The organism is Acinetobacter sp. Ag2 (assembly GCF_001005515.1).
In the GTDB taxonomy this organism is placed as follows: Bacteria; Pseudomonadota; Gammaproteobacteria; order Pseudomonadales; family Moraxellaceae; genus Acinetobacter; species Acinetobacter bereziniae.
On sequence record NZ_LBNA01000051.1, the window covers coordinates 145,536 to 169,424 of the forward strand.

The 23,889-nt window shown below is 36.1% G+C and carries 23 protein-coding genes and 1 pseudogene; 18 read left to right on the top strand and 6 right to left on the bottom strand.

The features are described from left to right. Positions 1-18: 18 nt before the first annotated feature. Positions 19-807 (bottom strand): enoyl-CoA hydratase, encoded by a 789-nt coding sequence (locus AAV97_RS12495; protein WP_046760741.1) that lies wholly within the window; start codon positions 805-807, stop codon positions 19-21. A gap of 313 nt (positions 808-1,120) precedes the next feature. Between AAV97_RS12495 and AAV97_RS12500 the strand changes: the two genes are divergently transcribed. Genes AAV97_RS12500 through AAV97_RS12525 form a run of 6 tightly spaced genes read left to right on the top strand, consistent with a single transcriptional unit; the run spans position 1,121 to position 7,581 of the window. Further along, positions 1,121-2,275, top strand: coding sequence for an acyl-CoA dehydrogenase family protein (locus AAV97_RS12500; protein ID WP_009586424.1), 1,155 nt, complete (start codon positions 1,121-1,123; stop codon positions 2,273-2,275). Between the two features lie 57 nt (positions 2,276-2,332). Next, entirely contained in the window at positions 2,333-3,628 is a 1,296-nt protein-coding gene (locus tag AAV97_RS12505; protein ID WP_199953835.1) for an MFS transporter, read from the top strand. Between the two features lie 46 nt (positions 3,629-3,674). Continuing rightward, complete coding sequence (locus tag AAV97_RS12510; RefSeq protein WP_042088107.1) at positions 3,675-4,343, top strand: 3-oxoacid CoA-transferase subunit A; 669 nt, start codon at positions 3,675-3,677, stop codon at positions 4,341-4,343. Further along, the gene (locus AAV97_RS12515; RefSeq protein WP_046760742.1) at positions 4,343-4,996 is read left to right on the top strand and encodes a 3-oxoacid CoA-transferase subunit B; all 654 of its coding nucleotides are present in this window, start codon (positions 4,343-4,345) and stop codon (positions 4,994-4,996) included. The genes AAV97_RS12510 and AAV97_RS12515 overlap by 1 nt, the downstream gene beginning before the upstream one ends. Positions 4,997-5,035: 39 nt before the next feature. After that, positions 5,036-6,352, top strand: coding sequence for an outer membrane trimeric porin-like protein DcaP (gene dcaP / locus AAV97_RS12520; protein ID WP_046760743.1), 1,317 nt, complete (start codon positions 5,036-5,038; stop codon positions 6,350-6,352). A 20-nt stretch (positions 6,353-6,372) separates the two neighbouring features. Continuing rightward, the gene (locus AAV97_RS12525; protein WP_046760744.1) at positions 6,373-7,581 is read left to right on the top strand and encodes an MFS transporter; all 1,209 of its coding nucleotides are present in this window, start codon (positions 6,373-6,375) and stop codon (positions 7,579-7,581) included. Positions 7,582-7,632: 51 nt separating this feature from the next. Here the strand turns inward: AAV97_RS12525 and AAV97_RS12530 are convergent, their stop codons facing one another. Continuing rightward, complete coding sequence (locus tag AAV97_RS12530; protein WP_155769254.1) at positions 7,633-8,082, bottom strand: PaaI family thioesterase; 450 nt, start codon at positions 8,080-8,082, stop codon at positions 7,633-7,635. Between the two features lie 313 nt (positions 8,083-8,395). Here AAV97_RS12530 and AAV97_RS12535 point away from each other — a divergent pair, with 313 nt between their 5' ends. Together AAV97_RS12535 and paaG are read left to right on the top strand one after the other, a co-directional pair. After that, positions 8,396-10,198 carry an acyl-CoA dehydrogenase C-terminal domain-containing protein gene (locus AAV97_RS12535; protein ID WP_046760746.1) on the top strand — a complete coding sequence of 601 codons (1,803 nt, stop codon included), beginning with the start codon at positions 8,396-8,398 and terminating at the stop codon, positions 10,196-10,198. A gap of 39 nt (positions 10,199-10,237) precedes the next feature. Next, complete coding sequence (gene paaG / locus AAV97_RS12540) at positions 10,238-11,026, top strand: 2-(1,2-epoxy-1,2-dihydrophenyl)acetyl-CoA isomerase PaaG (RefSeq protein WP_046760747.1); 789 nt, start codon at positions 10,238-10,240, stop codon at positions 11,024-11,026. Positions 11,027-11,173: 147 nt separating this feature from the next. Here the strand turns inward: paaG and rarD are convergent, their stop codons facing one another. Then, complete coding sequence (gene rarD, locus AAV97_RS12545; protein WP_046760748.1) at positions 11,174-12,079, bottom strand: EamA family transporter RarD; 906 nt, start codon at positions 12,077-12,079, stop codon at positions 11,174-11,176. 112 nt (positions 12,080-12,191) lie between these two features. Between rarD and AAV97_RS12550 the strand changes: the two genes are divergently transcribed. The 6 genes from AAV97_RS12550 to AAV97_RS12580 all read left to right on the top strand — a co-directional run bounded on the left by AAV97_RS12550 (position 12,192) and on the right by AAV97_RS12580 (position 17,091). Next, positions 12,192-12,656: an Lrp/AsnC family transcriptional regulator gene (locus AAV97_RS12550; RefSeq protein ID WP_035301392.1), complete on the top strand. Its 465-nt coding sequence runs from the start codon at positions 12,192-12,194 to the stop codon at positions 12,654-12,656. Between the two features lie 163 nt (positions 12,657-12,819). Continuing rightward, positions 12,820-14,151, top strand: a complete 1,332-nt coding sequence (locus tag AAV97_RS12555; RefSeq protein WP_046760749.1) for a type II toxin-antitoxin system HipA family toxin — start codon at positions 12,820-12,822, stop codon at positions 14,149-14,151. Next, positions 14,148-14,459: a helix-turn-helix transcriptional regulator gene (locus AAV97_RS12560; protein WP_004830773.1), complete on the top strand. Its 312-nt coding sequence runs from the start codon at positions 14,148-14,150 to the stop codon at positions 14,457-14,459. Before AAV97_RS12555 ends, AAV97_RS12560 begins: the two co-directional genes overlap by 4 nt. Positions 14,460-14,786: 327 nt before the next feature. Then, on the top strand, positions 14,787-15,044 hold the full coding sequence (locus AAV97_RS12565; protein WP_046760750.1) for a hypothetical protein: 258 nt from the start codon (positions 14,787-14,789) through the stop codon (positions 15,042-15,044). A 524-nt stretch (positions 15,045-15,568) separates the two neighbouring features. Continuing rightward, complete coding sequence (locus tag AAV97_RS12570; RefSeq protein WP_046760751.1) at positions 15,569-16,021, top strand: hypothetical protein; 453 nt, start codon at positions 15,569-15,571, stop codon at positions 16,019-16,021. A 395-nt stretch (positions 16,022-16,416) separates the two neighbouring features. Beyond that, on the top strand, positions 16,417-17,091 hold the full coding sequence (locus AAV97_RS12580) for a HEPN domain-containing protein (RefSeq protein ID WP_046760752.1): 675 nt from the start codon (positions 16,417-16,419) through the stop codon (positions 17,089-17,091). A 162-nt stretch (positions 17,092-17,253) separates the two neighbouring features. On the opposite strand, the gene AAV97_RS12585 is transcribed toward AAV97_RS12580, so the two are convergent. Further along, positions 17,254-17,442 carry a hypothetical protein gene (locus AAV97_RS12585; protein WP_046760753.1) on the bottom strand — a complete coding sequence of 63 codons (189 nt, stop codon included), beginning with the start codon at positions 17,440-17,442 and terminating at the stop codon, positions 17,254-17,256. Between the two features lie 70 nt (positions 17,443-17,512). Next, positions 17,513-18,412: a LysR family transcriptional regulator gene (locus AAV97_RS12590; RefSeq protein WP_046760754.1), complete on the bottom strand. Its 900-nt coding sequence runs from the start codon at positions 18,410-18,412 to the stop codon at positions 17,513-17,515. Positions 18,413-18,511: 99 nt separating this feature from the next. Here AAV97_RS12590 and AAV97_RS12595 point away from each other — a divergent pair, with 99 nt between their 5' ends. After that, positions 18,512-18,952 (top strand): CidA/LrgA family protein, encoded by a 441-nt coding sequence (locus AAV97_RS12595; RefSeq protein ID WP_004830792.1) that lies wholly within the window; start codon positions 18,512-18,514, stop codon positions 18,950-18,952. After that, a complete protein-coding gene (locus AAV97_RS12600) occupies positions 18,952-19,647 on the top strand; it encodes an LrgB family protein (RefSeq protein WP_009586300.1) in 696 nt (231 codons plus the stop codon). Before AAV97_RS12595 ends, AAV97_RS12600 begins: the two co-directional genes overlap by 1 nt. Positions 19,648-19,689: 42 nt before the next feature. Here AAV97_RS12600 and AAV97_RS12605 read toward each other — a convergent pair whose 3' ends face one another. Beyond that, positions 19,690-20,853 carry an MFS transporter gene (locus AAV97_RS12605; RefSeq protein ID WP_042086757.1) on the bottom strand — a complete coding sequence of 388 codons (1,164 nt, stop codon included), beginning with the start codon at positions 20,851-20,853 and terminating at the stop codon, positions 19,690-19,692. 389 nt (positions 20,854-21,242) lie between these two features. On the opposite strand from AAV97_RS12605, the gene AAV97_RS12610 reads away from it, so the two are divergent. Continuing rightward, positions 21,243-22,856 carry a hypothetical protein gene (locus AAV97_RS12610; protein ID WP_042086758.1) on the top strand — a complete coding sequence of 538 codons (1,614 nt, stop codon included), beginning with the start codon at positions 21,243-21,245 and terminating at the stop codon, positions 22,854-22,856. 255 nt (positions 22,857-23,111) lie between these two features. Next, a pseudogene (locus AAV97_RS20920) lies at positions 23,112-23,889 on the top strand (transposase); the annotation flags it as partial.

Sequence of the window (23,889 nt, forward strand, 5' to 3'; positions counted from 1 at the left end):
GTTGTTGATCGGTGAAGGTTATTTTCCTTGGTATGATGGTTTACGCTTTTCAATAAAAGCTTGAATACCTTCATTTTTATCTTCAGTCGAAAACAGTAATTGGAATGACTTGCGCTCTAAGCTTAGCCCCGCATTTAAAGGAACATCTTCGCTCATCAATGCAACTTCTTTAATTTGCTGCAGGGCAATTGGTGGCATTTTTGCGAGACTTTGAGCCATTTGAATCGCAGTGGGAATGGTTTGATCATCTTCAGTCACTTGAGAAACCAATCCAATAATATAAGCTTCTTCCGCCTTTACCATTGCACCTGTCATAATCATTCGCATGGCATGAAACTTACCTACAGCACGGAATAAGCGTTGTGTACCACCAGCGCCTGGCATCAAACCCACCTTAATTTCGGGTTGCCCGAAAATTGCACCTTTGCCGGCAATAATGATGTCGCTATGCATTGCCAGTTCACAACCACCACCTAATGCATAGCCATTTACTGCAGCAATCACAGGTTTAGGGCATTGGGCAATGGCGTTCCAATAGCGCTCTGTATGCCGCAAAAGCATTTCTGTCGATGTTGCCGTTGCCATTTCTTTTAAGTCAGCGCCCGCTGCAAATACCTCATCACCGCCTGTTAATACAATGGCATGGATTTGCTCGTCAAAACTTAATTCAGTAAATACTTGAGCCAGTTGTTTACGTACTTCAGTATTCAGCGCATTTTTGGCTTCTGGACGATTGATCTTAACGATTGCTATATTTTGAAAAGCATAATCAACTTCGATGAAATTGTTCCCTGTGATTTCACTCATTTATGAATTCCTTGTTTCGCATATCAAAACTATATTTCTTTAATAATGCTTATTTTGAAATTTATTTCAAGCATTTTTTGTCTCTATGAATATTTAAGTGGCTAAGTATTTATCTAAGTAATTGATAATTAATGATGGCTATTTTTAAAATTTCGTTAAACGAAATTAATTTTCAAAAAAGCTTGAATTTTTCATTTTTAATCTCTTATTATGAAACACATTCATAGTCAATAAGATTAAAAATCTAGCCCCCAATGCAGGACATCGTTGTTGGGCAGTACACAGAAAATAGATACAAGAAGGGAGATCATAGATGATTCGTGATGAAGGGATGTTGCAGCAATTACTGACGACAATTGGTGATTTTGTAAAAAATGAATTGATTCCACGTGAACATGAAGTGGCTGAGCAAGACAAAATACCAGAAGATATTGTGCAACAAATGCGTGAGCTTGGTTTATTTGGACTCACCATTCCAGAGCAATATGGTGGTTTAGGGATTACCATGGAAGAAGAAGTTAATGTTGCATTTGCACTTGGACAAACCTCTCCAGCTTTTCGCTCACTCATTGGTACCAATAATGGCATCGGTTCAAGTGCTATTTTAATCGATGGTACAGAAGAGCAAAAACAAAAATATCTTCCTCGCTACGCCAGTGGAGAAATTATTGGTTCGTTTTGTTTGACCGAACCTGAAGCAGGTTCAGATGCAGCCTCTTTAAAAACCAGTGCAGTTAAAGAAGGGGATTTTTATATTCTCAATGGCACAAAACGCTTTATTACCAATGCTCCTCATGCTTCAACTTTTACAGTTATGGCGCGGACAAACCCCGAAATCAAAGGTGCAAATGGTATTTCTGCTTTTTTAGTCGAAGCCAATACCCCGGGGATAAGTTTAGGAAAAATTGATCAAAAGATGGGACAAAAAGGTTCTCATACTTGTGATGTGATTTTTGAAAATTGTCGGGTTCCTGCATCTGCTTTAATCGGTGGAGTGGAAGGTATAGGCTTTAAAACTGCAATGAAAGTCCTAGACAAAGGGCGCTTACATATTGGTGCTTATAGTGTGGGCATCGCTGAACGGATGTTAAATGATGCATTGCACTATGCCATTGAGCGTAAACAATTTGGTCAACCCATTGCCAACTTTCAATTGATTCAAGCCATGCTTGCAGATTCAAAAGCAGAAATTTATGCAGCGAAATGCATGGTCCTTGATGCTGCACGTCGCCGTGATCGTGGTGAAAATATTAGTACAGAAGCCTCTTGTAGCAAAATGTTTGCCACTGAAATGTGTGGTCGAGTTGCAGACCGCTGTGTACAAATTCATGGTGGTGCGGGCTATATCAGTGAATACGCAATTGAACGTTTTTATCGTGATGTACGTTTATTCCGTTTATATGAAGGAACTACGCAGGTTCAACAACTGATTATTGCAAAAAATATGATTCGGGAAGCAACAACTTAATAAAGCATACATCGCTTGAGGCAGGGGATGCCTCATATTCTTTCTGAGGATATGGACATGACAACGGAAACTGTTACACAAAATAATGGTGGTCAATTGGATGCTGGGGAAGCCATTCAAACGCCTAAGAAGATTTGGATTACTGCATTTATATTTGCATTTTTTACATTGTTATGCGACGGCGCAGATTTAGGCTTTTTAGCCTTGAGTTTGACCAGTTTAAAAACTGAATTTCATCTGACCGGTGTACAAGCTGGTACATTAGGGAGTTTAACACTACTCGGTTCAGCCGTAGGCGGTTTAATTGGCGGTTGGGCTTGTGATCGGTTTGGTCGAGTCAGAATTATTGTATTTTTTATCGCTTTTTCTTCAGTACTCACCTGTGCATTGGGTTTTACCCATTCTTATATGCAATTTGCCATCTTGAGAACAGTTGGAGCAATGGGCTTGGGGGCACTCTATATTGCCTGCAATATTTTAATGTCTGAGATGGTGCCAACTAAACACCGTTCAACTGTTTTAGCAACCCTGATGACGGGTTATACCCTCGGTTCTTTACTTGCCACATTATTGGCAGGTCATATTATTCCAGAACATGGTTGGCGCTTTCTTTACTGGCTCGCTATTACACCGATTATATTATCTGTACTGATGCATTTTATTGTTCCTGAGCCAGAGTCATGGAAAAAAGCACGCCAATTAAAAATGCTGGCTACGCCTCAAAGTACACAAACGGTTAAACGTCAAAATCCATATTGGGAAATCTTGCGTGATAAAAAACATGGCACTATGTTTGTATTGTGGATTCTCAGTACAGGTGCTTTGCAATTTGGCTACTACGGCGTAAGTAATTGGTTGCCTGCCTATTTAGAGTCGGATCTAGGAATCAAGTTCAAAGAAATGGCCATGTATATGGTAGGTACTTTCTTGATCATGATGTTCGCTAAGATCATTGCAGGAATTATTGCCGATAAATTGGGTCGCCGTGCTGTATTTGCCTTTGGGACAATTGGTACTGCGCTGTTTATTCCCGTGATTGTTTATCTGAATACGCCAGCAAATATTCTATGGCTCATGTTGTTCTTTGGTTTCTTATACGGCATACCGTATGCCATTAATGCCACTTATATGACGGAAAGCTTTCCTACCTCCATCCGCGGTTCTGCTGTTGGCGGTGCATATAACATTGGTAAAGTGCTTTCGATTTTTTCACCACTCACGATTGGTTTTCTGTCACAAAATGGTTCGATTGGCTTAGGACTGTTAGTCATGGCAGGCGCTTACTTTATCTGTGGGGTAATTCCATTGTTATTTATCAAAGACAGACTATTTAATCCACAGAAGGCAGAGTGATGTTTAAGCTGCCAGTTGAATTCAAGCATATACAGGGACAAGGGAAATGATCAATAAAATCACCAGTGATATTGAACCCATTTTAAAGGCAATTCCCGATGGTGCAACCATCATGACCAGTGGTTTTGGTGTCACAGGTCAGCCAGCAGAACTCATTGAAGCCTTGATTGATTTAGGTAAAAAAGAGCTAACCATCGTGAATAACAATGCTGCTTCTGGTGATCGTGGTTTAACCCAACTTATCATTGCAGGTTGTGTCAGAAAAATGATCTGCTCTTTTCCAAAGTCAGCCGGTTCTAGCGTTTTTCAAGATTTATATCGTGCAGGAAAAATTGAATTGGAACTGGTGCCTCAAGGTAATTTAGCATGTCGGATACAGGCGGCAGGTGCAGGTCTTGGTGCAATATTCACGCCTACAGGCTATGGCACAAAAGTCGCTGAAGGTAAAGAAACCAGAACGATTCGTGGTCGAAACTATGTACTTGAGTATCCACTAGAAGCTGATTTTGCTTTGATTTATGCAGACCAAGCAGATCGTTGGGGCAATTTAACTTATCGTAAAGCTGCACGAAACTTTGGTCCGATCATGGCAAAGGCTGCAAAAACGACAATTGTTCAAGTCAATCATACTGTTGAGTTAGGTAGTCTTGATCCTGAATGCATTATTACCCCCGGAATTTTTGTACAGCATGTCGTTAAAGTAGGAGATATCTAATGTCAATTCAAAAACGTTCACGTGAAGATATCGCTCAATTGATTGCTTTGGATATTCCCGAAGGTTCTTATGTCAATTTAGGTATTGGCTTACCGACCAACGTGGCCAAGTATTTACCTCAAGATAAAGAAATCTTCCTACATTCAGAAAATGGGGTTTTGGCTTTTGGGTCTCCGCCAAAAGCAGGCGAAGAAGATCAAGACTTAGTCAATGCAGGAAAGGAGTTAGTCACATTATTGGATGGTGGCTGTTTCATGCATCATGGTGATTCCTTTGACATTATGCGTGGTGGTCATCTTGATATTTGTGTGATTGGTGCATTTCAGGTTGCGGTGAATGGCGATCTTGCCAATTGGCATACAGGAAAAGTTGATGATGTACCAGCAGTCGGTGGTGCGATGGATTTGGCGGTGGGTGCAAAATCAATTTATGTCTATATGGAACATGTGACCAAACATGGCGAAGCAAAAATCGTCAATACACTCAGCTATCCAATGACTGGAGAACAATGTGTCAATCGTATATACACCGATTTATGCATTATCGAACTGAAAGATCACAAGGCTTATGTCACAGAAGTTGTTCAAGGGCTGAGTTTTGATGAATTACAAGCACTAACGGGTTGCCCACTGATAGATGCCCGTGTCAATTAATTGACCCATATGGAAAAACGCTTCTTTAAGGATTAAAAGATGAAAAAATTAATTTTGGCTACAGCTTGTGCTGTGGCTTCAGGGACTATTTTTGCAAATTCTCCGAACACAGCAGAACAACGAATTAATGTATTAGAAGCTGAGTTGCAAAAACTGAAAGCAGAACTGGAAGTCCAAAAAAGTGCGCAAAATAATTTGCAGGTCCAACAAGCAAAAATTGAAGAAAATGTAGAAAAAAATAAGACCAGTGAAAGCTCAAAACCCATCGCACCTTCGTGGGTGACATGGACAGATAATGTCAAAGTCTATGGGATTGCTCGACTGGATGCAGCAGTTGATTTCAAGTCTTCACCCGACACTGGGGGAAGAACCACAAATAGTTTGAACCGCACCCCATTTGAAAGTGACAAACGTTCTGATCATGCTCGTTCGGATGCCATGATCAATGCCAGTCGAATAGGCGTGTACTTCAATAGTCCAGATAAAGCTGTTACAGGAAATATTGAAGCAGATTTTTTTGACAGTTCAAATATGGGGACAGGTGATGGTAAGTTCCGTATTCGTCATGCCTTCTTTACGTATAAAGACTGGACCTTTGGTCAAACTTGGTCATTGATGTCAAATATGGAAACTCGAACAGAATCCGTGGACTATACTCAGTTTATGGGAACATCCTATACCCGTACGCCTCAAGTGCGTTACGATTGGAAAGTAAATGGAAATAGTGATTTAAAAGTTGCATTGGAATATACAGGATCTCGAGTTTCAGCATTCCCGACATTGACCAGTCGCTATACGGTTAAACAAGGAGCTTTGACTGCTTTAGCTCAAGGTTTTATCAATGAAAAGTCTGTCGATGTCGCAAAAGATACGGTCAAGAAACTAAGTTGGGGACTCGGTGCTGGATTAAAATACCAACTGACACCACAACAATCCCTCCAAGCCAATTATCAATATATTGTAGGTGATCAAAAATTCATGCCTTACACCACCCAGAGTGGTTTGACAAATGCGACTAACTTGAGTGCAGCAGGTGATTTTTCGTTAAATACAGAAAAAAATGAATTACTGATGAATAAGCTCAATAGTTTAAATGTCGGCTATTCCTATAAATTTAATCCACAATGGCGTGCCAATTTGTCAGCCTCTATTTTTGCTTTTGATGATGATTCAGCCTATGCAAAACTTAACCCTGATGCAAACAAACGTCTGACAGATTATGCAGCAAACCTGTTCTATTCGCCTGCGGAACAAATTGATATTGGCATGGAATATCACCAAGGCAAACGGGAAGTGTTTGATGGAAGAACAGCGGATGTGTCTCGCATTAATTTTGTGTCGATGTATAAATTTTAACTACAGGTGAGGTTAAGGCAATGCAAAGTGTAGTTCGACCTGAAACAACACAAATCTTGTCAAAAAGCTTTATTTTCATCATGGCTATTGCTTGTGGAATTTGTGCAGGTTCAAACTATTATAATCAGCCTTTGATTTATTCCATTGCCAATGCCTTGCAGGTTCATGTTGAACAAGTCGCATTCACTATTGTTATCGGTCAACTCTCTTATGCAGTTGGTCTATTCGTTTTAGTACCACTTGGTGATTTCTTTGAAAAACGGAGCTACATTTGTTTGCTAATGTGTTGCACAGGTTTTGCACAAATTGGACTCTCTTTCAGTCAATCCTTACACACATTGTATAGCTTTACCTTTTTGGCGACCTTTTTCTCAATCACCACACAAGTGTTGGTTCCCTTTGCAGCAGGTCTAGCTAGTCCGAAAAAAAGCCCTCAGGTGGTTGGAACACTAATGAGTGGATTGTTTCTCGGTATTCTATTGGCACGATCAATCGCAGGTCTACTATCCACTATGTGGTCTTGGCATGCCGTATATTTACTAAGTGGCATCGTCATTTTAGCTTTTGCTATGGTAATGTGGATCAAGTTACCTGTTGCTCGAAAGTCACATCAACTCACTGTTTCACAGATTTATCGCTCATTATTTACTTTGGCTGTTGACCAACCGCATTTAATTCGCCGTGGCATAGCGGGTGGGATTGGTTTTGGTATTTTAGCGCTGATCTTTACCACCATGACGTTTATTCTTGCCAATGCACCTTATCATTTTAACGATTTTCAAATTGGTTTATTTGGCATAGTGGGTTTAGCAGGAGTTTTCGCGACACCTTGGGCTGGAAAACAAATCGCCAAAGGCTTAGAGAATAAAGTTGCTATCATTTGTATGTCGTTGCTGTTGATTGCATGGATTCCTCTATTTTTTGCACAACGCTCTTTATTTGCTTATGCATTTGGCGTCGTTTTAGCTTATTTTGGCTTATCTGCATTTCATGTTCTCAATCAGAATTTGGTCTATCGCATTTCGGCACAGGCACGTTCTCGGATTAATTCTATCTATATGACCTTGTATTTTGGCGGTGCTGCATTAGGTTCTTTTGTCGCGGTTTATGCTTGGAAACATTGGGGATGGGTGGCATGTGTGATATTGGGCTTTACTATGGCATTAGTGAGCTTGACGATAGACCGGATTGACTTTTACACGATGAAAAAACAACAGATCAAAAATTAAGCTCCACCAGGAGCTTAAAGCAAATGCTACTTAAGTTATTTATTTAAAGCCTTACTTACGTATGACCATCAATGTTGCTGTTGCAAATGCATAAATTTTGCCATGGTCATCGATAATTTTTCCTTCAGTGGTGATGATATTACGTCCTGCATTAATCAATTCTGCTTGTGCATAATAGGTTGTATCTATTTGCATGGGGCGAATCATTTTTACGTTCAGGTCTATCGTGCCATAACCAACGCCATGTTCAAGTAAGGTATGGGCGGCACTTCCTGTTGCTGTATCTAATGCGGTTGCACAAAAGCCACCATGGATTGTCCCTTGTATATTTCGATGAGCTTGACTTGGCGTAACCTTATACGTTGCTTTTCCTTTGGCAACTTCAACTAACTGCATCGGAATGATATGTGCCATCGGAGATGCTGAAATTTCTCCATTCTTTAAAGCAGTTAGGAACTCAAGACCAGTGTATTGAGGGCTATCCATAAATCTTCCTTGCAATGTTAAGCGATAGCATTAACATACTATAAATTTCAAATTTACGGAATATTATTTTGCAATACAAAATTAAATTTATAATATTATTAAAGCAATTTTAATTTAAAATTTAAATAAACTATTTATATACAATGAATTAATGGATGTCTAAAAATATACAGCTAGTTAAAAAGTTGATTTAACACCAAAATAATGAAAATAAATTTTTCAATATGGAATTTATTTGATATTTTTAATTCATTCGAGAATAAAGTTCATTCAAAGGAAACCGCTTTTCCCTATAGCATAGGAAGCGCAATTGAAAAAGGAATAACGTATGCCTTTATATAAAGCACCATTACGTGATATGCAGTTTGTACTTCATGAAATGTTGAATACAGAAGAAACTTATCAGCAATTTTTGAATGATCAGAATGAACTGAGTCGTGAATTGATCAACCAATATTTACAGGCTGGTGCAGACTTTTGTGAAAATGAACTTGCACCTATCAATCAAAATGGCGATCAGCAAGGTTGCCAATTTGATCATGGCAAAGTAACAACACCGAAAGGCTTTAAAGAGGCTTATCAAAAATATACAGCGTTAGGATTTACCTCACTTACAGCTGATCCTGAATACGGTGGACAAGGTTTACCTACGTTATTAAGGATTGCAATTTCAGAAATGTTATGTGGTGCGAATTGGGCTTGGGCAATGTATCCAGGCTTATCGCATGGCGCAATGCGTACGATTGAGCATCATGGAACAGAACAACAGAAGCAAATCTACTTATCCAAATTGATCAGTGGAATTTGGACTGGAACCATGTGCCTAACCGAGTCACATGCTGGCTCAGATTTGGGATTGATTCGCACAAAAGCTGAACAGAATGCGGATGGAAGTTATGCCATTACTGGCGAGAAAATCTTTATATCTGCTGGGGAACATGATTTGGCAGAAAACATTGTCCATATCGTCCTCGCTCGCCTTCCTCAAGCACCCGCTGGAACGAAGGGAATTTCACTATTTATCGTACCCAAATTTAATATAGATGATTCTGGCAATCTTCAAGATCGAAATAAAGTCGTTTGTAGTGCGATTGAACATAAAATGGGAATTCATGGTAATGCAACCTGTGTGTTGAATTTTGATGGTGCAAAAGGTTTTTTAATTGGACCTGAAAACCGAGGTTTAAATTGCATGTTCACCTTTATGAATACCGCACGTATTGGTACGGCAGTACAAGGACTTGCAGCCTCTGAAATTTCATTTCAAGGTGCCTTGAACTACGCCCAGGAACGTTTAGCCATGCGTGCTTTGACTGGTGCAAGATACCCAGAAAAAAATGCGGATCCGATCATCGTACATCCTGCAGTACGTTCAATGTTAATGACTCAAAAAGCATTTTCTGAAGGAGGGCGTGCACTGGCATATTTCTTAGCGCAACATGTCGATATTGTTGAAAACACTCACAATCCAGAGCAAAAGATACACTCAGATGAATTACTGGCTTTATTGACGCCTATTGCCAAAGCTTTTTTAACCGAGTCTGGTAATGAGTCTGCTAAACATGGTGTACAGATCTTTGGTGGACATGGATTTATTGTCGAACATGGCATGGAACAAATTGCTCGTGATGCACGTATTTCTACTTTGTATGAAGGTACAACAGAGATTCAATCTTTAGACTTATTGGCACGCAAAGTATTAAAGTCTGAAGGAAAACTGTTAAACAATATGATTGATCTGATTGATCATTTTATTGCAACCCATCAATCAAATCCTGCACTTGTAACCTATATAACAACTTTGACTGAATTGAAACAACAATGGTTGTCCATCACCCAGCATATCTCGATTCAAGCCCAGCAAAATCCAGAAGAAATTGGTGCTGCCTCAGTCGATTATCTGTACTTTTCAAGCTATGTCGTATTTGCTTACCTTTGGGCTCGTATGGCGCAAGTTGCAGAGCAAAAGTTAAATGATGGAACACAAGAAGAAAAATTTTATCGTGCCAAATTAGCCACTGCTCAATTTTTCTTTGAAAAACTACTTCATCGTACCAAAAGCCATGCTGCTTCGATCCAATCAGGTGCGAAAGCCGTTATGCAACTCGATCCTGATGATTTTGCATTTTAAGCAAAATTACGTCATATATATTTGAATGGGTAGAGATCAATGAATTTCCAACATATTTTAGTTCGTCAGCACAATAAAGTAGGTTACTTAACTTTAAACCGACCAGAAGTACTAAATAGTTTTAACGAACAGATGCATCAAGAAATTATTTTAATGTTAGACCAATGGTCCTTTAGTCAAGATATCCACACCATCGTGATTTCAGGAGCAGGTAAAGGATTTTGTGCAGGACAGGATTTAACAACAAGAAATAATGAGGTGATTAGTGCCCCAGACTATGATGCAGGCGCAGCCTTGGAAAAATTTTATAATCCTCTGATCTTAAAAATTACTCAGATGTCCAAACCTGTCATTGCTGCGGTAAATGGGGTAGCTGCTGGAGCAGGCGCAAATCTGGCTTTGTCCTGCGATATGGTGGTGGCCAAGCAGTCAGCGAAGTTCATACAGTCATTTTGCAAAGTTGGGTTGGTTCCTGATGCAGGGGGAACTTGGCATTTACCCCATCTAGTCGGATTAGCCAGAGCCAAAGGTTTGGCGATGTTAGGCGATCAATTATCTGCACAGCAGGCTTTAAATTGGGGCTTGATTTGGGAGGTTTATGAGGATGAAGCTTTCGAGCAGAATGTCATTGAACTTGCCGAAAGATTAGCAAACCAACCCAGCAGTTCAATTTCACTGATTAAACAAGCATTGAATCATGCACCACAGAATACTTTAGCGGATCAATTGCAACTAGAACGTCAATTTCAGCGTATTGCCGGACATTCAGACAATTATAAAGAAGGTGTGGCTGCTTTTATGGAAAAAAGAAAGCCCCAATTTAATTGATTGGATGCTGTAATCAACAACTTGTAAAGATAGACTTATACAGCTAAGCATTTGCTGAATCCTGTAGATTCAGCAGATGGGTTCTACTATAAAAAATGAGCCTGAACGAACTTAACAATCTCAATAGCAAAATGACGAATATATAAATTATACTTGAGTACTGCTTTTTTTCTTTAGACTTATGAGACCTTCAATAACCAATACACAGACTGCCATCCAAACCGCGATATAGGTTGGCAATTCAGTTGCATGAATTGTCTCACCGAATATGATTGCAACAATAAATAGCAAAACAGGTTCAACATAGACCAAAAGTCCAAATAAACTCAAATTCAAGTGTGGTGCTGAAAGAGACTGAAATCCTAATGCGAGTGCGCTGATTAAACCTAGCCCTAAAATTAATGACAGTGTATAAGAAGGCGAGCCTAAAGTACCTGTTAAAACACCACCTTTGAGAATAAAGAAAATACTCAAAGGCAGACTGAGTATCATATCGAACCAAACGCCGCCAATATTATTGGTATTGGTTTTCTGCCTTAGCCAAAAATAAATTGGGTAGCCCAAACAAATCAGTAGTGTTGGCCATGTAAGGGTTGTTGATACAAACAACATATGAATCACGCCGAATATTGCAAAAAGACAGGATAATTTTTGCCAAGCTGATATTTTATCTTTAAACGCAACTCTTCCCAAAATAACCATTATGATGGGCATCATAAAGTAACCGAGGGAAACATCTAATCCGTAACCATTACGTGGTGCCCACATAAATAACCAAAGTTGTAATCCAATTAGAAATGAAGAAATCAGACGAGTGAATATAAAAAAACGTTCTTTATATAAGCGCTCATAAATCTGTCTGACCTGTGACCAATTTCCCTGAGCAATGATGAAAAGTGTCAAACAGGGTAAGGTAAGTAAAATTCGCCAACCATATATTTCATTTCCCTCTAATGCACCCAATAATGCGGTGTAGGCAAACATAATTGCAAACAGTATTGAAGCGATGACATTGAGGATGATACCTAAAGCGGTATTGGATTGATGTGACATCTGAGTGAGCGATTTGAAAGGAAAACGATATTTTATTGCAGCTTGATTGATAAATTTGCTGAAAATTTTTATTATAAATGAGAAAATTTCTCACGATATTCAATCAATTGATATGATCTTAGACAAGTTTGATTATGCATTACTCATGCACTTGCAAAAGGACTGCTTAACGCCCTTACGTGAGTTGGCAGATGCTGTACATTTATCCACTGCATCTGTACAGCGCCGTATTCAGAAATTACGAGAGCATGGCTATATTACTGGACATACCGCAATTTTAGATCCCGATAAGCTCAATCAAGTGATCACGATTATGGTCGAGGTTCGTGTCAATAAAACCCATATAGCTGATCTTGATCTATTAAAACAAAGCTTTTCTAGACCAGAAGTACAACAATGCTACTATGTGACAGGTGACGCTGATTTTATCTTAATCCTTCTTGTTCCTAGTATGAGTCGATTTCAAGCACTGTGTGATGAGCTATTTCATTGCAACTCGAATGTTGAATGGTTTAAAACAACTGTGGTATTAGATCGAATTAAAGTGTCTTTGGATGTACTTCACCCACAAGATTAGTTTGAAATTATGGGGCTAAGTTCAAAAAATAATAGTGGTATTTAAGCGTAGCTTTGAGCAAAAATTTGCACAAAAATATTTTAAATTCGCAGAAATGAGCAAATATATTCACATTTATTATTTTTCATGCTAATTTTGAGCAAATAACTGCTCATTTCTATTTATGAAGAAATTTACAATACAGGCATTATTTGATACGCACTGGTTAGATATAGCAGAACTTAAAATATTAGATCCTGAAAAGGGATCGGCGAGTCCCTGTGAACTAGAGTACCAAATTGAATACGCCATTTCATATTTAGACAAAAGGGATGAACATGCTTGTAGTTTATCGCTTCCAGTGCAACTGATTATTAAACATGAAGCCAAAACATGGTTTGGCTTTTTAGATGATATTATTCCTTCAGGTGCTGCACGACGTTATTGGATTAACTATCTCAACTTACAAAAATTCTCACATGCAGAACAAGACAGTATTTTATTAGAAAAAGGAGTGATTGCACCTGTTGGAAATCTACGAATTAAAGAATCAATTCCTCCCATAAATCCTGAGTCTACTTTACATTTACGCAAATTTAGTACGGCAGATGTTGCTGATCGTAATGCAGATTTTTTAGAGTATGCACAGCAAATGGGAGCTATCAGCGGGGGAGCAACCGGTGCAGGTGGTGAAGCACCAAAACTGCTTGTGCGTTACACAGCGGATCAAAAAGTCTGGATTGATACTTATCAACAAAGCTTTGATACTCCTGATCAGCATTACTTGGTTAAATTTCCGAGAAATAATCGCAGTGAAATTGACTGTAACATTCTAAGAGCTGAATATTATTATTACCGTGAATTGAATGAACTGGGTTTTAGTACAATTGATACTGCCAATATGCGGCTTATTGAAGGTGAAAGGTATCCTTCATTGTGGTTGCCAAGATTTGATACTGAATGGTGTGATCAACGATGGCATCGATATGGACTCGAATCAGTGTATTCAATTTTAAATAAGTCAGCAGGGAGTCATCTTAATCATTTTGAAGTGATTGACAGTCTTTGTATTTTACTTAAAACCATAGATACTAAGTTTAATTCGACTCAATTTGTTTGCGAATGGCTACAACGAGATTTACTTAATATCATTTTTGGTAATTCAGATAATCATGGGCGTAATACTTCATTTTTAAAAAAGACTGGAAATGTTTTTCTTTCTCCGATTTATGATTTTGCTCCTATGAAAGCAGACCCAGAGCATGTGATTAGATCAACAACATGGGGAAGTCCTTATGAAGAAGGTGGTGAATACCAATGGATTCAAATTTCACAGAAATTGGCGCCGTGGTGTGATCCTAATATATCTTTAGAGACGCTGAAATCATTGGCGAATAAATTGCTTGGACTCAAACAAAGATTAATAGACAAGGGCATACCCAAACAGATCATTGAAATGCCTGTACTCTCATTCGACTACATTGAAGCTAAATTAAAGCGATGGGAACTTTTATGAATATTAAAAAACAACCACAAGATCGCCAGCAAGTTCTGATTGATTTGTATACAAAGTACTTAATGAATGAAATAAGCATGGGGCAATTGTTGGCTTATCTTCGGAAAAATCTATTAAGTATGTCACAAGAACAATATGCAACACTGGTCGGTATTAGTCGACGTACACTGAGCGATATCGAGCAAGATAAAGGAAAACTTACTCAATCTGTTGTTGATAAAGTGTTTAAACCCCTTGGATTAAAAGCTGGGCTCATCCCTACGCATGAGCATATTGTTGAAAAAATTTTTAAATCATCGAATACTTGATTGTTACTCAGATGGTTAAATTTAATAATAATTACAGCTTTCAATCAGTTAATTTGGTTTCATCAATATAGATTAAAAATAAGAATTAAATAGAAAAAAACGAACAAAATGCTGATTAAGTCATACAAAATCTCAAATTAGTATAATTCTTTTAAAATTTTAATTTGATTATTTAGCTAATTTTAAATTAATATATCTAAAAAATACGATATAGAGACTCGTAGCTTAAGCGCCATCGTCTCTATAACAGATCGATCTTATAACCCAAAAGGACTCTAGACGAGATTCTTTATCAGATCGCGAAATAAGATTGAGGAAAGAACACAAATGCACAAGTTTTCAAAAATTGAGTTAGTCACACAACAGTTTACTGACACAATTGAAAATTATCTGACGTTAAAAATGAGTTGTGATGGTACTTATATACACCATACAAAAAAAGATGATGAAAATTTTAAGATTGAAGTACTAATAGATCCACCCAGCGATGTTTTAGAAGTATTTAGAAATATCGCTCATGAAATTAAAGATTATTTGGATCAAATTGATTATCAAGGAAAATTTGAATTTAAATTTATCGTTTAATGGTGATTAGTTAATGCACTCTAGAATAAACATTTGATCAAGTTGTTGTTTTTTCAGTAAAAATAAAGTGCTGTAAGTTAGCATAGTTATCAATCACATCTATATGAATGTTTCATCAGTCGATTAGTGAATTTCATTGAGTATTTTTTTGTCTAGTTTTGTTTTCCTGAACTTTTAAAAAATGATCACCCGTGTAGCATTTTATTAAATTCTTATGGGAGATAACGAATGTTAGACTATCTTAAGAGCTTTCATAACATCAATACATATTTAATTTTATCCATTATTCTATTATTTTTGGTGTTAGCTTTAGATTATTTTTAATCAGTATCCATGATAATTTTCTATGATTAATGAAAATTCAACAAATAAAAACTCACTCAGTGTGAGTTTTTATGCAGTCTAAATCTGTGATAAATTTAGACAAATAATTGTTATTCAAATTAATTTTTTTAAGCTTTGAAAATATGATAACGCCATTATAAAATATAAAAATTGCTTTTTTTATTTGAAATTTTACATTTATGATGAACAAACTCTTAACTACCTTAATAACATCAATAATTGCATGTTCAGTGTATAGTGCTGAAGATATCTTTAAGAAGCCTCAGTCTTATGTGTTTCTGCAAAATGAAACGCAACATGAAAATAACAATCATAACCAAGTTGATTTTTTTGAGCTTTCAAGACAGCAAGAAAAAGATCAGATCAATCAACGTGATGTAAATGTACTCCGAATAAATGAAAATCGTGCCAATACTTCAAATATGAGTCCATTTGAAAGATCTCAATATCTACTTAAAAACAATGATACTCAGGCTTTGAACGCACATACTTATGAGCAACAATTAAAATCTATTCAACAGGCAAGAAATAGGGGAGTGATTTCAGAGCAAGACTACCAAAAGCAAATTTTAAAGCAAAATAATATACCTTTACAGCAAAAGGAACAGCCGCTTAAATTTTCTATTCCTTAAAATATGAAATAAATAAACCTCTTTTCAGAGGTTTATTGGATACTTAGACCAAAGTATTAGTTGAAAATTAAACAAAATACCTTACATTTATTACGTGAATAATTGATAAAAAATACTATGAACTTTTGTATCGGTGGACCTTGGAATGGCAGTAAGCTGCTTGGAAAAGTAAATTATAAAAAATCTTTTAAAGTGAAGAATGCTTCATCTAACTTGGTGACAACATATATAAAGAAAAAAGTGTTTGTCCAAGATCAGTCTTTTGTATTTTGGGTAGCTGATGAATTATTAGACATACAAGCAAATGAAATGATCAAATCTTATCTCTATAAAAAATGTTAGTAAATAGTATAATAACTATTAATTTTATTTAAAATACTAATACTTGAGTAAATATGAGTCAAAAGATATTAAACCGTTATGAGCAATTGATTGAAGAAGCTGAGTCAATAAAATCTTTAATAAGAAAAAAATATTCTGAATATTCAGGAGATTATGAAGATCTTGGGGAAGATGGGAATGCACAATACCTACAATGGAAAGTAAAAGTAAAAAGCCTACTCACTTTATCTTGCGGTGAAAATTCTGTCTATTGCAAAGAGTTTTCTTTAGCAGAAGAGGTTCAAAATTTTGATACAAACCCTAGAGTAATTAAACGGTTACTTCCTATTTTGGTAGCTACTTATGATGATTTTAAAAATGGTTTTTTAGTTTCCTTTAAACAGATAATTCAAGCTGAAGTTTTTGATAGTGAGCTTGAGCAAGCTAAATCGCTTTTAGATAGCGGATATAAGAATGCTGCTGCTGTAATTGCAGGTGTGGTTTTGGAAACAGCTGTAAAAGAGCTGTGTTTGAACAATAATATAGATATTCAAAGAAGAAAATTGACTCAGTTAAACGATGATCTAGCCAAAGCAGGAGTTTATAACAAACTCCAACAAAAACAAATTACAGCCTTAGCTGATATAAGAAATAATGCAGCCCATGGAGATTATGATCAATTCACGAAAGAAGATGTAGAGCGAATGATTGATGATATAGAGAGATTTTTACTGAATTATTCATCTTAAAAGTTTAACAATATTCTATTTCATTAAAACCAGCTAAGCAGATTTGCTAGGATATTCGGCAACAACAGTGTTGTGTAGGCTACAGTCTTAGATATTTTATTTAACATAATATACATTATGCGAAATTACATGTATTAAAGATTTGATATACATGGTTCTTATTTATTTACTAAAACGCTTTAAATGTGCTTGTTCATGAGCTTCAAATTTTTCTGGCAACACCAACTCCTTACACATCCAACAAAACTTATATTTGGACTCGATCTTCTTCATCAACTTAACAGCCGAATCTTCAGGACGATTAAGTAAAAATAAATAAATTTGATTTAATTCTTTTAATGTAAATTGCATACCACACCTAAAATTTGTTTGAACCATTGAAAATCAATACGTCGTATAACCTAACGTAAAATATGCCCCATTAAAAATGAATTTTCTCCCGGTTCATTTCAACGATATTCAACCATGCTTTGGTTGCAGGACTCATCGCTACTGTAATATTCCAAGCCATACTCAGTGTCCAATGTAATTTAGGTTCATTGAGTATGGCTGAGCAAAACTTTTGCGGATCTAACTGGTCACAGTAAATTTTAGGTAAAATTGCAATCCCCATATTGAATTCTACCATTTTGGTAATAAAGTCCCATTGACTGCTTTTACAAACAACTTTGGGTTCAAAACCTACGGAGTTCGCAGCCTGAATAATCATTTTGTTTAAAGTAAATGAATCAGCATAAAGTAAAAATTTTTCTTCTTTAAGTTCATTTAGATTCACAGTATTTTTTTGACTCCAGTGTGAACTTTTCTTAGCCAATAGACACATTGGCGAATCTATAACAGGAATTGCAGCAAAACTTGGTCTTAAATTTCCCAATAAAATGCCTACATCAATGCTTTTTGCTGCAATTGCTTCTTCAATTGCATTGGCTCCAACCTCAAGAAATTTCAGTTGAATATCTGGATAATTTTGATGAAATAAGGCAATCAATGGGCTGAGTAAAACTGAACCTAATGGTGGCAAGCCTATGGTTAATTTACCTTTTTTTAAATCTTGAACCTGATCAATATTATCAAAAATTAGTTTTTGTTCACTTAAAATATTTAAAGCATGTTGATAAATTAATTCACCAATATAGGTAAGTACGACTTCCCTTTTTCTGCCAGCTTCTCCCTTTTTAAATAATGCCGTGCCAAGTTCTTCTTCTAAATGTTTGATTGATTTACTAATTGTTGGTTGAGTCATAAACAGTCGGTCAGCAGCAAGCGTAAAGCTTTCACAATGAACGATTTCCACAAAAATTTTAAGGTTTTTGATATCCATTAATTATTCCAAATACGCATAATTATGGTTTAATTATTCATAATATGCTGCAATATTTGCAACTAAAATAACACATCTCTTGAAAATATCTGCCTGTAAATGTCTACACATACTCAACACCATTCATTCTCATCAATTTACAAAGTCATCTTACAAATTGGGCTTTTAATCTTGATTTGGTGGATGGGTTCAATAATTCAAAAACAATTTAATTTGCCAATCTCTGCGGCTGTTATTGGTTTGTTTATGGTTTTATTTGGATTAATGACAGGTATATTTAAATTGAATTGGATCAAATCAGGTTCAGATTTTATATTAGGTGAATTGGTCCTATTTTTTATCCCATGTTTTATCGGTTTGATGCGATACAAAGACTTATTTATGACTGAAGGATGGCAACTTATTGTCGTCGTTGTATTAGGCACAATTTGCGTGATGATCTTCACTGCATATAGTGTTCATCTTGGCTTTAAGTTAGAGAAAAAACTAAGCCAGCGAGCCACAGTTAAAACAACACAACTGGTTCATGGAGATAAATAATGTCCATTATTTCAATTTTTTGTGTTGTACTAACATTGGTTGCTTATATATTGGTTAAAAGACTTTATCAAAAGTTTCCATATCTTGTTTTATCACCCGCAATACTTGTTCCCATTGTTTTAATTACGATTTTACTGACTACTCATATTTCTTATGATGCCTATATGCTGGATAGTCAATGGATTATCTGGATGCTTGGACCTGCAACTGTGGCTTTTGCGATTCCAATTTTTGAATATCGCCAGATTATCAAGGCACATCTTATTTCGATTTCGATGGGTGTTGTCATAGGAATGCTTGCAGGAATGATCAGTGCTTTTTATCTAGCCAAGTTATTTAACTTCGATCAAACGACCACCTATAGTTTAATGGCGCGGTCAATTTCCACACCATTTGCCATGGAACTGAGTACTCATATCGGAGGTTCAGTTGAACTGGTGATTTTATTTACCATGATCACTGGGGTTACAGGTATGCTGATTGGAGATTTGGTTTTAGGTTGCTTAAAGCTTAAATCAAGTTTCGCTCAAGGCGCTTCTTTAGGCAATGCAGCGCATGGATTTGGTGCCAGTAAAGCATATATGCGTCACAAAGATGAAGGTGTTATCGCAAGTTTAACTATGGTTTTAGCAGGTATTTTTATGGTATTGGTTGGACCTTTTATGGCTAACATCATTGTACATTTACTTGGCTAACATTTTAAGTGAATGGTTCTCTTTATTATAAAAGAGATTCATTCACTTTGATGTCGCTTGCAAAGTTTTAGGTAAGAATTGAATCAACAATAATCCAAACAAGGCTGACAGCCCTGCAATAATAAAAATATATGCTCCTGTTAATTGTTCCCAATAATGCCCAGCCAGAATACTTCCTGAAGCAACACCAAGTCCCCACATTGTGCTATATAAAGCTTGCCCTCTGCCTTGTTGCTGTGCAGCAAAGTTTTGTAGAATGACTCGCATTGCTATGATATGAAATAGCCCAAAGCTGAAGGCATGAAAGCTCTGCGAAATGAATTGAAGCAAGAAACTTTCGGAGAATAGACCAGCTAATATAAAACGAATACTGGTCATGACCAAACATAAAGCCACTAAACTTCGCCATGAAAAGCGACTAAGAAAAAAATTGGCATAATTAAACATCATAATTTCAGCAATGACGCCAACAGCCCACAAAAAGCCAATTTGTGTGGTATTAAATCCAGCGAGTTTTAAGTAATTACTATAAAAGCTGTAAAATGGTGCTTGTGCAAAAAGCATAATAAATTCAATTGTAAAGAATGCGAGCACAACAGGTCTTTTAATGATCGGCAATAAAGGTTCTAGTATTTTTTGGGCACTTGGAGCAGAACTCGGTTCTTTAATTGAAAATGACCAAATAAAAGCACTAAATGCGATACATAACAGCATGATAGGTAAATATTTAACATCAATAACGTCAAGTATAGCCCCTATACTAAATACACCTACAATAAATCCAATAGACCCCCACTTTCTTATTTTCCCATATTCTGTTGTATGTTTATTTCCAAGCCAAAATAAAGTCACTCCTTCGAATTGTGCGAGAATTGCATTTTGAAAAAAGCTAAAGATCAGCATAAGCAACGCAATTGATTGCATATTATTGGGAATAATAAAAATCAGAAACCAAATTGTCGCTTCCATCCATGTTGCAATGCGGACTAGAAGCATTCGCTTCCCTGTTTTATCTGCAATAAATCCCCAGATAAAAGGCGCAAATATTCGTGTTAATATCGCAATGGAAGATAACAAGCCTATTTCTTTATAGTTAAATCCTTGATCTTGAAGATATAAACTCCAATACGGTAAAAAAGTTCCGACAATTGAATAATACCAAAAATAAAATCCACTCAGTCTGTATTGGATAGGAAAAGCGCGCATAAGCTTAGATTGCTATGTATTTTCAATATCTTAGCATGATAAGGTTTTGGCAAATTAAGTTTATTCGATTCTTTTTGTAGATCGTTATTCTCAACCGCCGATTCTCCTAAGTCAGATGTTTAATGAACATTCTCTCACCTTTTATCACCTAGCTTAAAGTTCAATGTATGTATGAGAACATCCATAATAGAATAAAAAACTGGAAGAATAGCAAATGCCCATGCCATTGAGAATATCAGAATAAAATATGAATCAATGCGGTCATTAAAGTTTGTCTTAAAAACAAAATGACAAACAATTTTTACACCTTATTCACTTAATTTTTTTTAAATTACTATCTTGTTTAACATGAATATAAAAAGCCTTACATCATCGGAGTCATAATAAAAATGATGCGCATCGAATCAAGTCCAGAAAAAGGTAGTGTATGCCAAACGTGCTTAAGAAATTTCTTTGTACACTTTAGACGTCCTTATAAAATTGGGGAGCCTGTTGCAGCAGATTATAATGGTGAATTTGGTTTTGATTGGGTTCGTGATGAATACATATATCCATTAACAATTATCGATACTGATGAAAATAAAAAAGATACCGTAATTAAAGATTATGATAATGTTGTACGACGTATGCTTAACCATCAATTTGATGGTGGTAGGGGCGTATTTATTAATAAAGGTCTTTATCTACCCGCTTGGCTATCCATTTTTGCAACAAACTGTCCTGGAACATTAGGCAGCGATCAAATCAATAGTCAAGGCGCCAATCTTGATTTAGAGATTCATCAAAGTCCAGATGATGATAAAAGTCCTTTAACCGATGATGGCACTATCCTAATTTTTAAATCTTCAAATCCATGTCTAAAAATTTCAACCTTTGGAAGAAATCAACAAGCTCAAATGGTTGAAGAACCACTGGCAAATTTTATCAACTCTGGTCGAATTGCAGAACAGTTAGCAACACAAAGACGTTTTTCTTATAAAAAGAAAAAAGCCATTAATATTATTTGTTCAGGAGACACATTGAGCCAAAATGAATATATTCTGGTACAAGCAAAAAAGTCTGGAAAAATACAAAATGTGGGGATGCTTTTAGTCGCTAAGAATAAAGAAATCTATGTGATTAAATTAGTTATGGTCGATGTCAAAGTAAATGGAAAAATTTTAGAAAAGCCGAAAAATTATGAGTGGGAATTAAAAAATAGAATATTTAACCAGTGTTTAATGATCTCAGATGTGGATAGAAAAGAAGTATTTGATTTAGATCTCCTTGCTGAAAATGATTCAGAAGTTCAAGCATTTGTACAAAAATGGTGGTCAGATAAAATCAAAATTGAAGATGAAACTAAAATTGGAGATCCAAACCAGCTATACGTTCCAGTGAATGAATATCATAAAACAGATACAGCAGAGGGAGAAGTCACTTATTTAGTTGAGGATAATAGTGAGAAATTTAAAGCAGAATTATTGAAATTATATGAGAGAAAAAACTTTAAATTATTCCCCATAGATTCATTGTATGAATCTCATAGATATGTCTTTTTTGCACCGATCGCAATGAGATATGAGCCTATTTATCAGATGGTTTATGATCCTGTTCTAAAGAAAAATGTTATGAGAATAGTTAAACTAGGATCAGTCATTGAAGGTTCTGCGAGTTTTGAGGCTGATACTCGACTTTTTAAACGAGAACCAGACTTATATCCTGTATATAAAAATAAAGATGCAGAATGGGGGAAATCTGTCGTTATATTTGCCGATGCCCCACCCTACATGGATGTGATAGCACATGAATTAAGTCATACCTTAGGCTTATTGCATACATTTCACGATAATGAAATGAGATTTCATCAAGGTTTTACAGACAATGTTATGGATTATTCAAATACAGATGATAAACGTGTTTCAAGATTTAATACTTATCAAACAATTTTTAGAAAAATTCAAGCAGATCAAATTAAGACACATCTATTCACACCTTCCAAACTTTTTAAAAAATCGTCTTAATAGAGTAAAAAACTATCCATTTAATACAAACTATTGAATACTCGATAAAATTTATAAGATTATTATTTTATGACTGGTAGTTTAGTCATTTTATTGATTATCTACCAGTATCATCCAAATGTTCAACCTTTTAAGTGAAGTTTATAAGTTCATGTGATGACATTTAAACTCGTATCTAATTGATTGGTAATCCCCCCTCAAAATAATTGAACTCAAAAGTAGAAAATCGAATAATCCTGTTCAAGGAGATTTTTTATGAAAACATCTAAATATTCAGATAGCTTAATCATGAGTATTTTAAAACAAGCTGAATCAGGAACACCTGTGCCTAACTTATGCCGTGAACATGGTATGAGTTCCGCTACATTTTATAAATGGAAAGCGAAATATGGAGGTATGGATATTTCAATGATGACACGACTTAAAGAATTAGAAGCTGAAAATGCTCGTCTGAAACGTATGTATGCTGACGAACGTCTTAAAGCAGATATTCTTCAGGATGCACTGTCAAAGAAGTTATAAAGCCTGTACAACGTAAATCTCTTGCTCAGCGAGCCGTTGAACAATTTAAGATTTCAGTGAGTAAATCTTGCTTCATCTTTCAACTTAATCAAACCTGTTATCGTTATAAAGCTCAATTAAATGAGCAAAATAAGATGATTGCAGACTGGCTACTGAAGCTCACCAACGAGAATAAGACTTGGGTCTTTCAGCTTTGCTTCTTGTACCTACGTAATGTCAAAGGCTACTCATGGAACCACAAACGTGTTTATCGAATTTATAAGGAGCTTGAGCTTAACCTACGAATTAAACCCAACAAACGCATTCAGCGAATAAAGCCTGAACCGCTTACAGTACCATCAACACCAAATGCATCGTGGTCAATGGACTTTATGCATGACCAACTGAGTGATGGTCGCAGTTACCGAATTCACAATGTTATTGATGATTATAACCGTGAGTCACTGGATATATTGATTGATTTTTCTTTGCCAGCTGAACGAGTGCTGAGGGGATTGGATCAATTAATTGC

Excerpts from the sequence above, each read along its gene's own strand:
- AAV97_RS12495 (WP_046760741.1), bottom strand. The coding sequence starts at position 807 with ATGAGTGAAATCACAGGGAACAATTTCATCGAAGTTGATTATGCTTTT.
- AAV97_RS12500 (WP_009586424.1), top strand. The coding sequence starts at position 1,121 with ATGATTCGTGATGAAGGGATGTTGCAGCAATTACTGACGACAATTGGT.
- AAV97_RS12505 (WP_199953835.1), top strand. The coding sequence starts at position 2,333 with ATGACAACGGAAACTGTTACACAAAATAATGGTGGTCAATTGGATGCT.
- AAV97_RS12510 (WP_042088107.1), top strand. The coding sequence starts at position 3,675 with ATGATCAATAAAATCACCAGTGATATTGAACCCATTTTAAAGGCAATT.
- AAV97_RS12515 (WP_046760742.1), top strand. The coding sequence starts at position 4,343 with ATGTCAATTCAAAAACGTTCACGTGAAGATATCGCTCAATTGATTGCT.
- dcaP (WP_046760743.1), top strand. The coding sequence starts at position 5,036 with ATGAAAAAATTAATTTTGGCTACAGCTTGTGCTGTGGCTTCAGGGACT.
- AAV97_RS12525 (WP_046760744.1), top strand. The coding sequence starts at position 6,373 with ATGCAAAGTGTAGTTCGACCTGAAACAACACAAATCTTGTCAAAAAGC.
- AAV97_RS12535 (WP_046760746.1), top strand. The coding sequence starts at position 8,396 with ATGCCTTTATATAAAGCACCATTACGTGATATGCAGTTTGTACTTCAT.
- paaG (WP_046760747.1), top strand. The coding sequence starts at position 10,238 with ATGAATTTCCAACATATTTTAGTTCGTCAGCACAATAAAGTAGGTTAC.
- rarD (WP_046760748.1), bottom strand. The coding sequence starts at position 12,079 with ATGTCACATCAATCCAATACCGCTTTAGGTATCATCCTCAATGTCATC.
- AAV97_RS12550 (WP_035301392.1), top strand. The coding sequence starts at position 12,192 with ATGATCTTAGACAAGTTTGATTATGCATTACTCATGCACTTGCAAAAG.
- AAV97_RS12555 (WP_046760749.1), top strand. The coding sequence starts at position 12,820 with ATGAAGAAATTTACAATACAGGCATTATTTGATACGCACTGGTTAGAT.
- AAV97_RS12560 (WP_004830773.1), top strand. The coding sequence starts at position 14,148 with ATGAATATTAAAAAACAACCACAAGATCGCCAGCAAGTTCTGATTGAT.
- AAV97_RS12565 (WP_046760750.1), top strand. The coding sequence starts at position 14,787 with ATGCACAAGTTTTCAAAAATTGAGTTAGTCACACAACAGTTTACTGAC.
- AAV97_RS12570 (WP_046760751.1), top strand. The coding sequence starts at position 15,569 with ATGATGAACAAACTCTTAACTACCTTAATAACATCAATAATTGCATGT.
- AAV97_RS12580 (WP_046760752.1), top strand. The coding sequence starts at position 16,417 with ATGAGTCAAAAGATATTAAACCGTTATGAGCAATTGATTGAAGAAGCT.
- AAV97_RS12585 (WP_046760753.1), bottom strand. The coding sequence starts at position 17,442 with ATGCAATTTACATTAAAAGAATTAAATCAAATTTATTTATTTTTACTT.
- AAV97_RS12590 (WP_046760754.1), bottom strand. The coding sequence starts at position 18,412 with ATGGATATCAAAAACCTTAAAATTTTTGTGGAAATCGTTCATTGTGAA.
- AAV97_RS12595 (WP_004830792.1), top strand. The coding sequence starts at position 18,512 with ATGTCTACACATACTCAACACCATTCATTCTCATCAATTTACAAAGTC.
- AAV97_RS12600 (WP_009586300.1), top strand. The coding sequence starts at position 18,952 with ATGTCCATTATTTCAATTTTTTGTGTTGTACTAACATTGGTTGCTTAT.
- AAV97_RS12605 (WP_042086757.1), bottom strand. The coding sequence starts at position 20,853 with ATGCGCGCTTTTCCTATCCAATACAGACTGAGTGGATTTTATTTTTGG.
- AAV97_RS12610 (WP_042086758.1), top strand. The coding sequence starts at position 21,243 with ATGATGCGCATCGAATCAAGTCCAGAAAAAGGTAGTGTATGCCAAACG.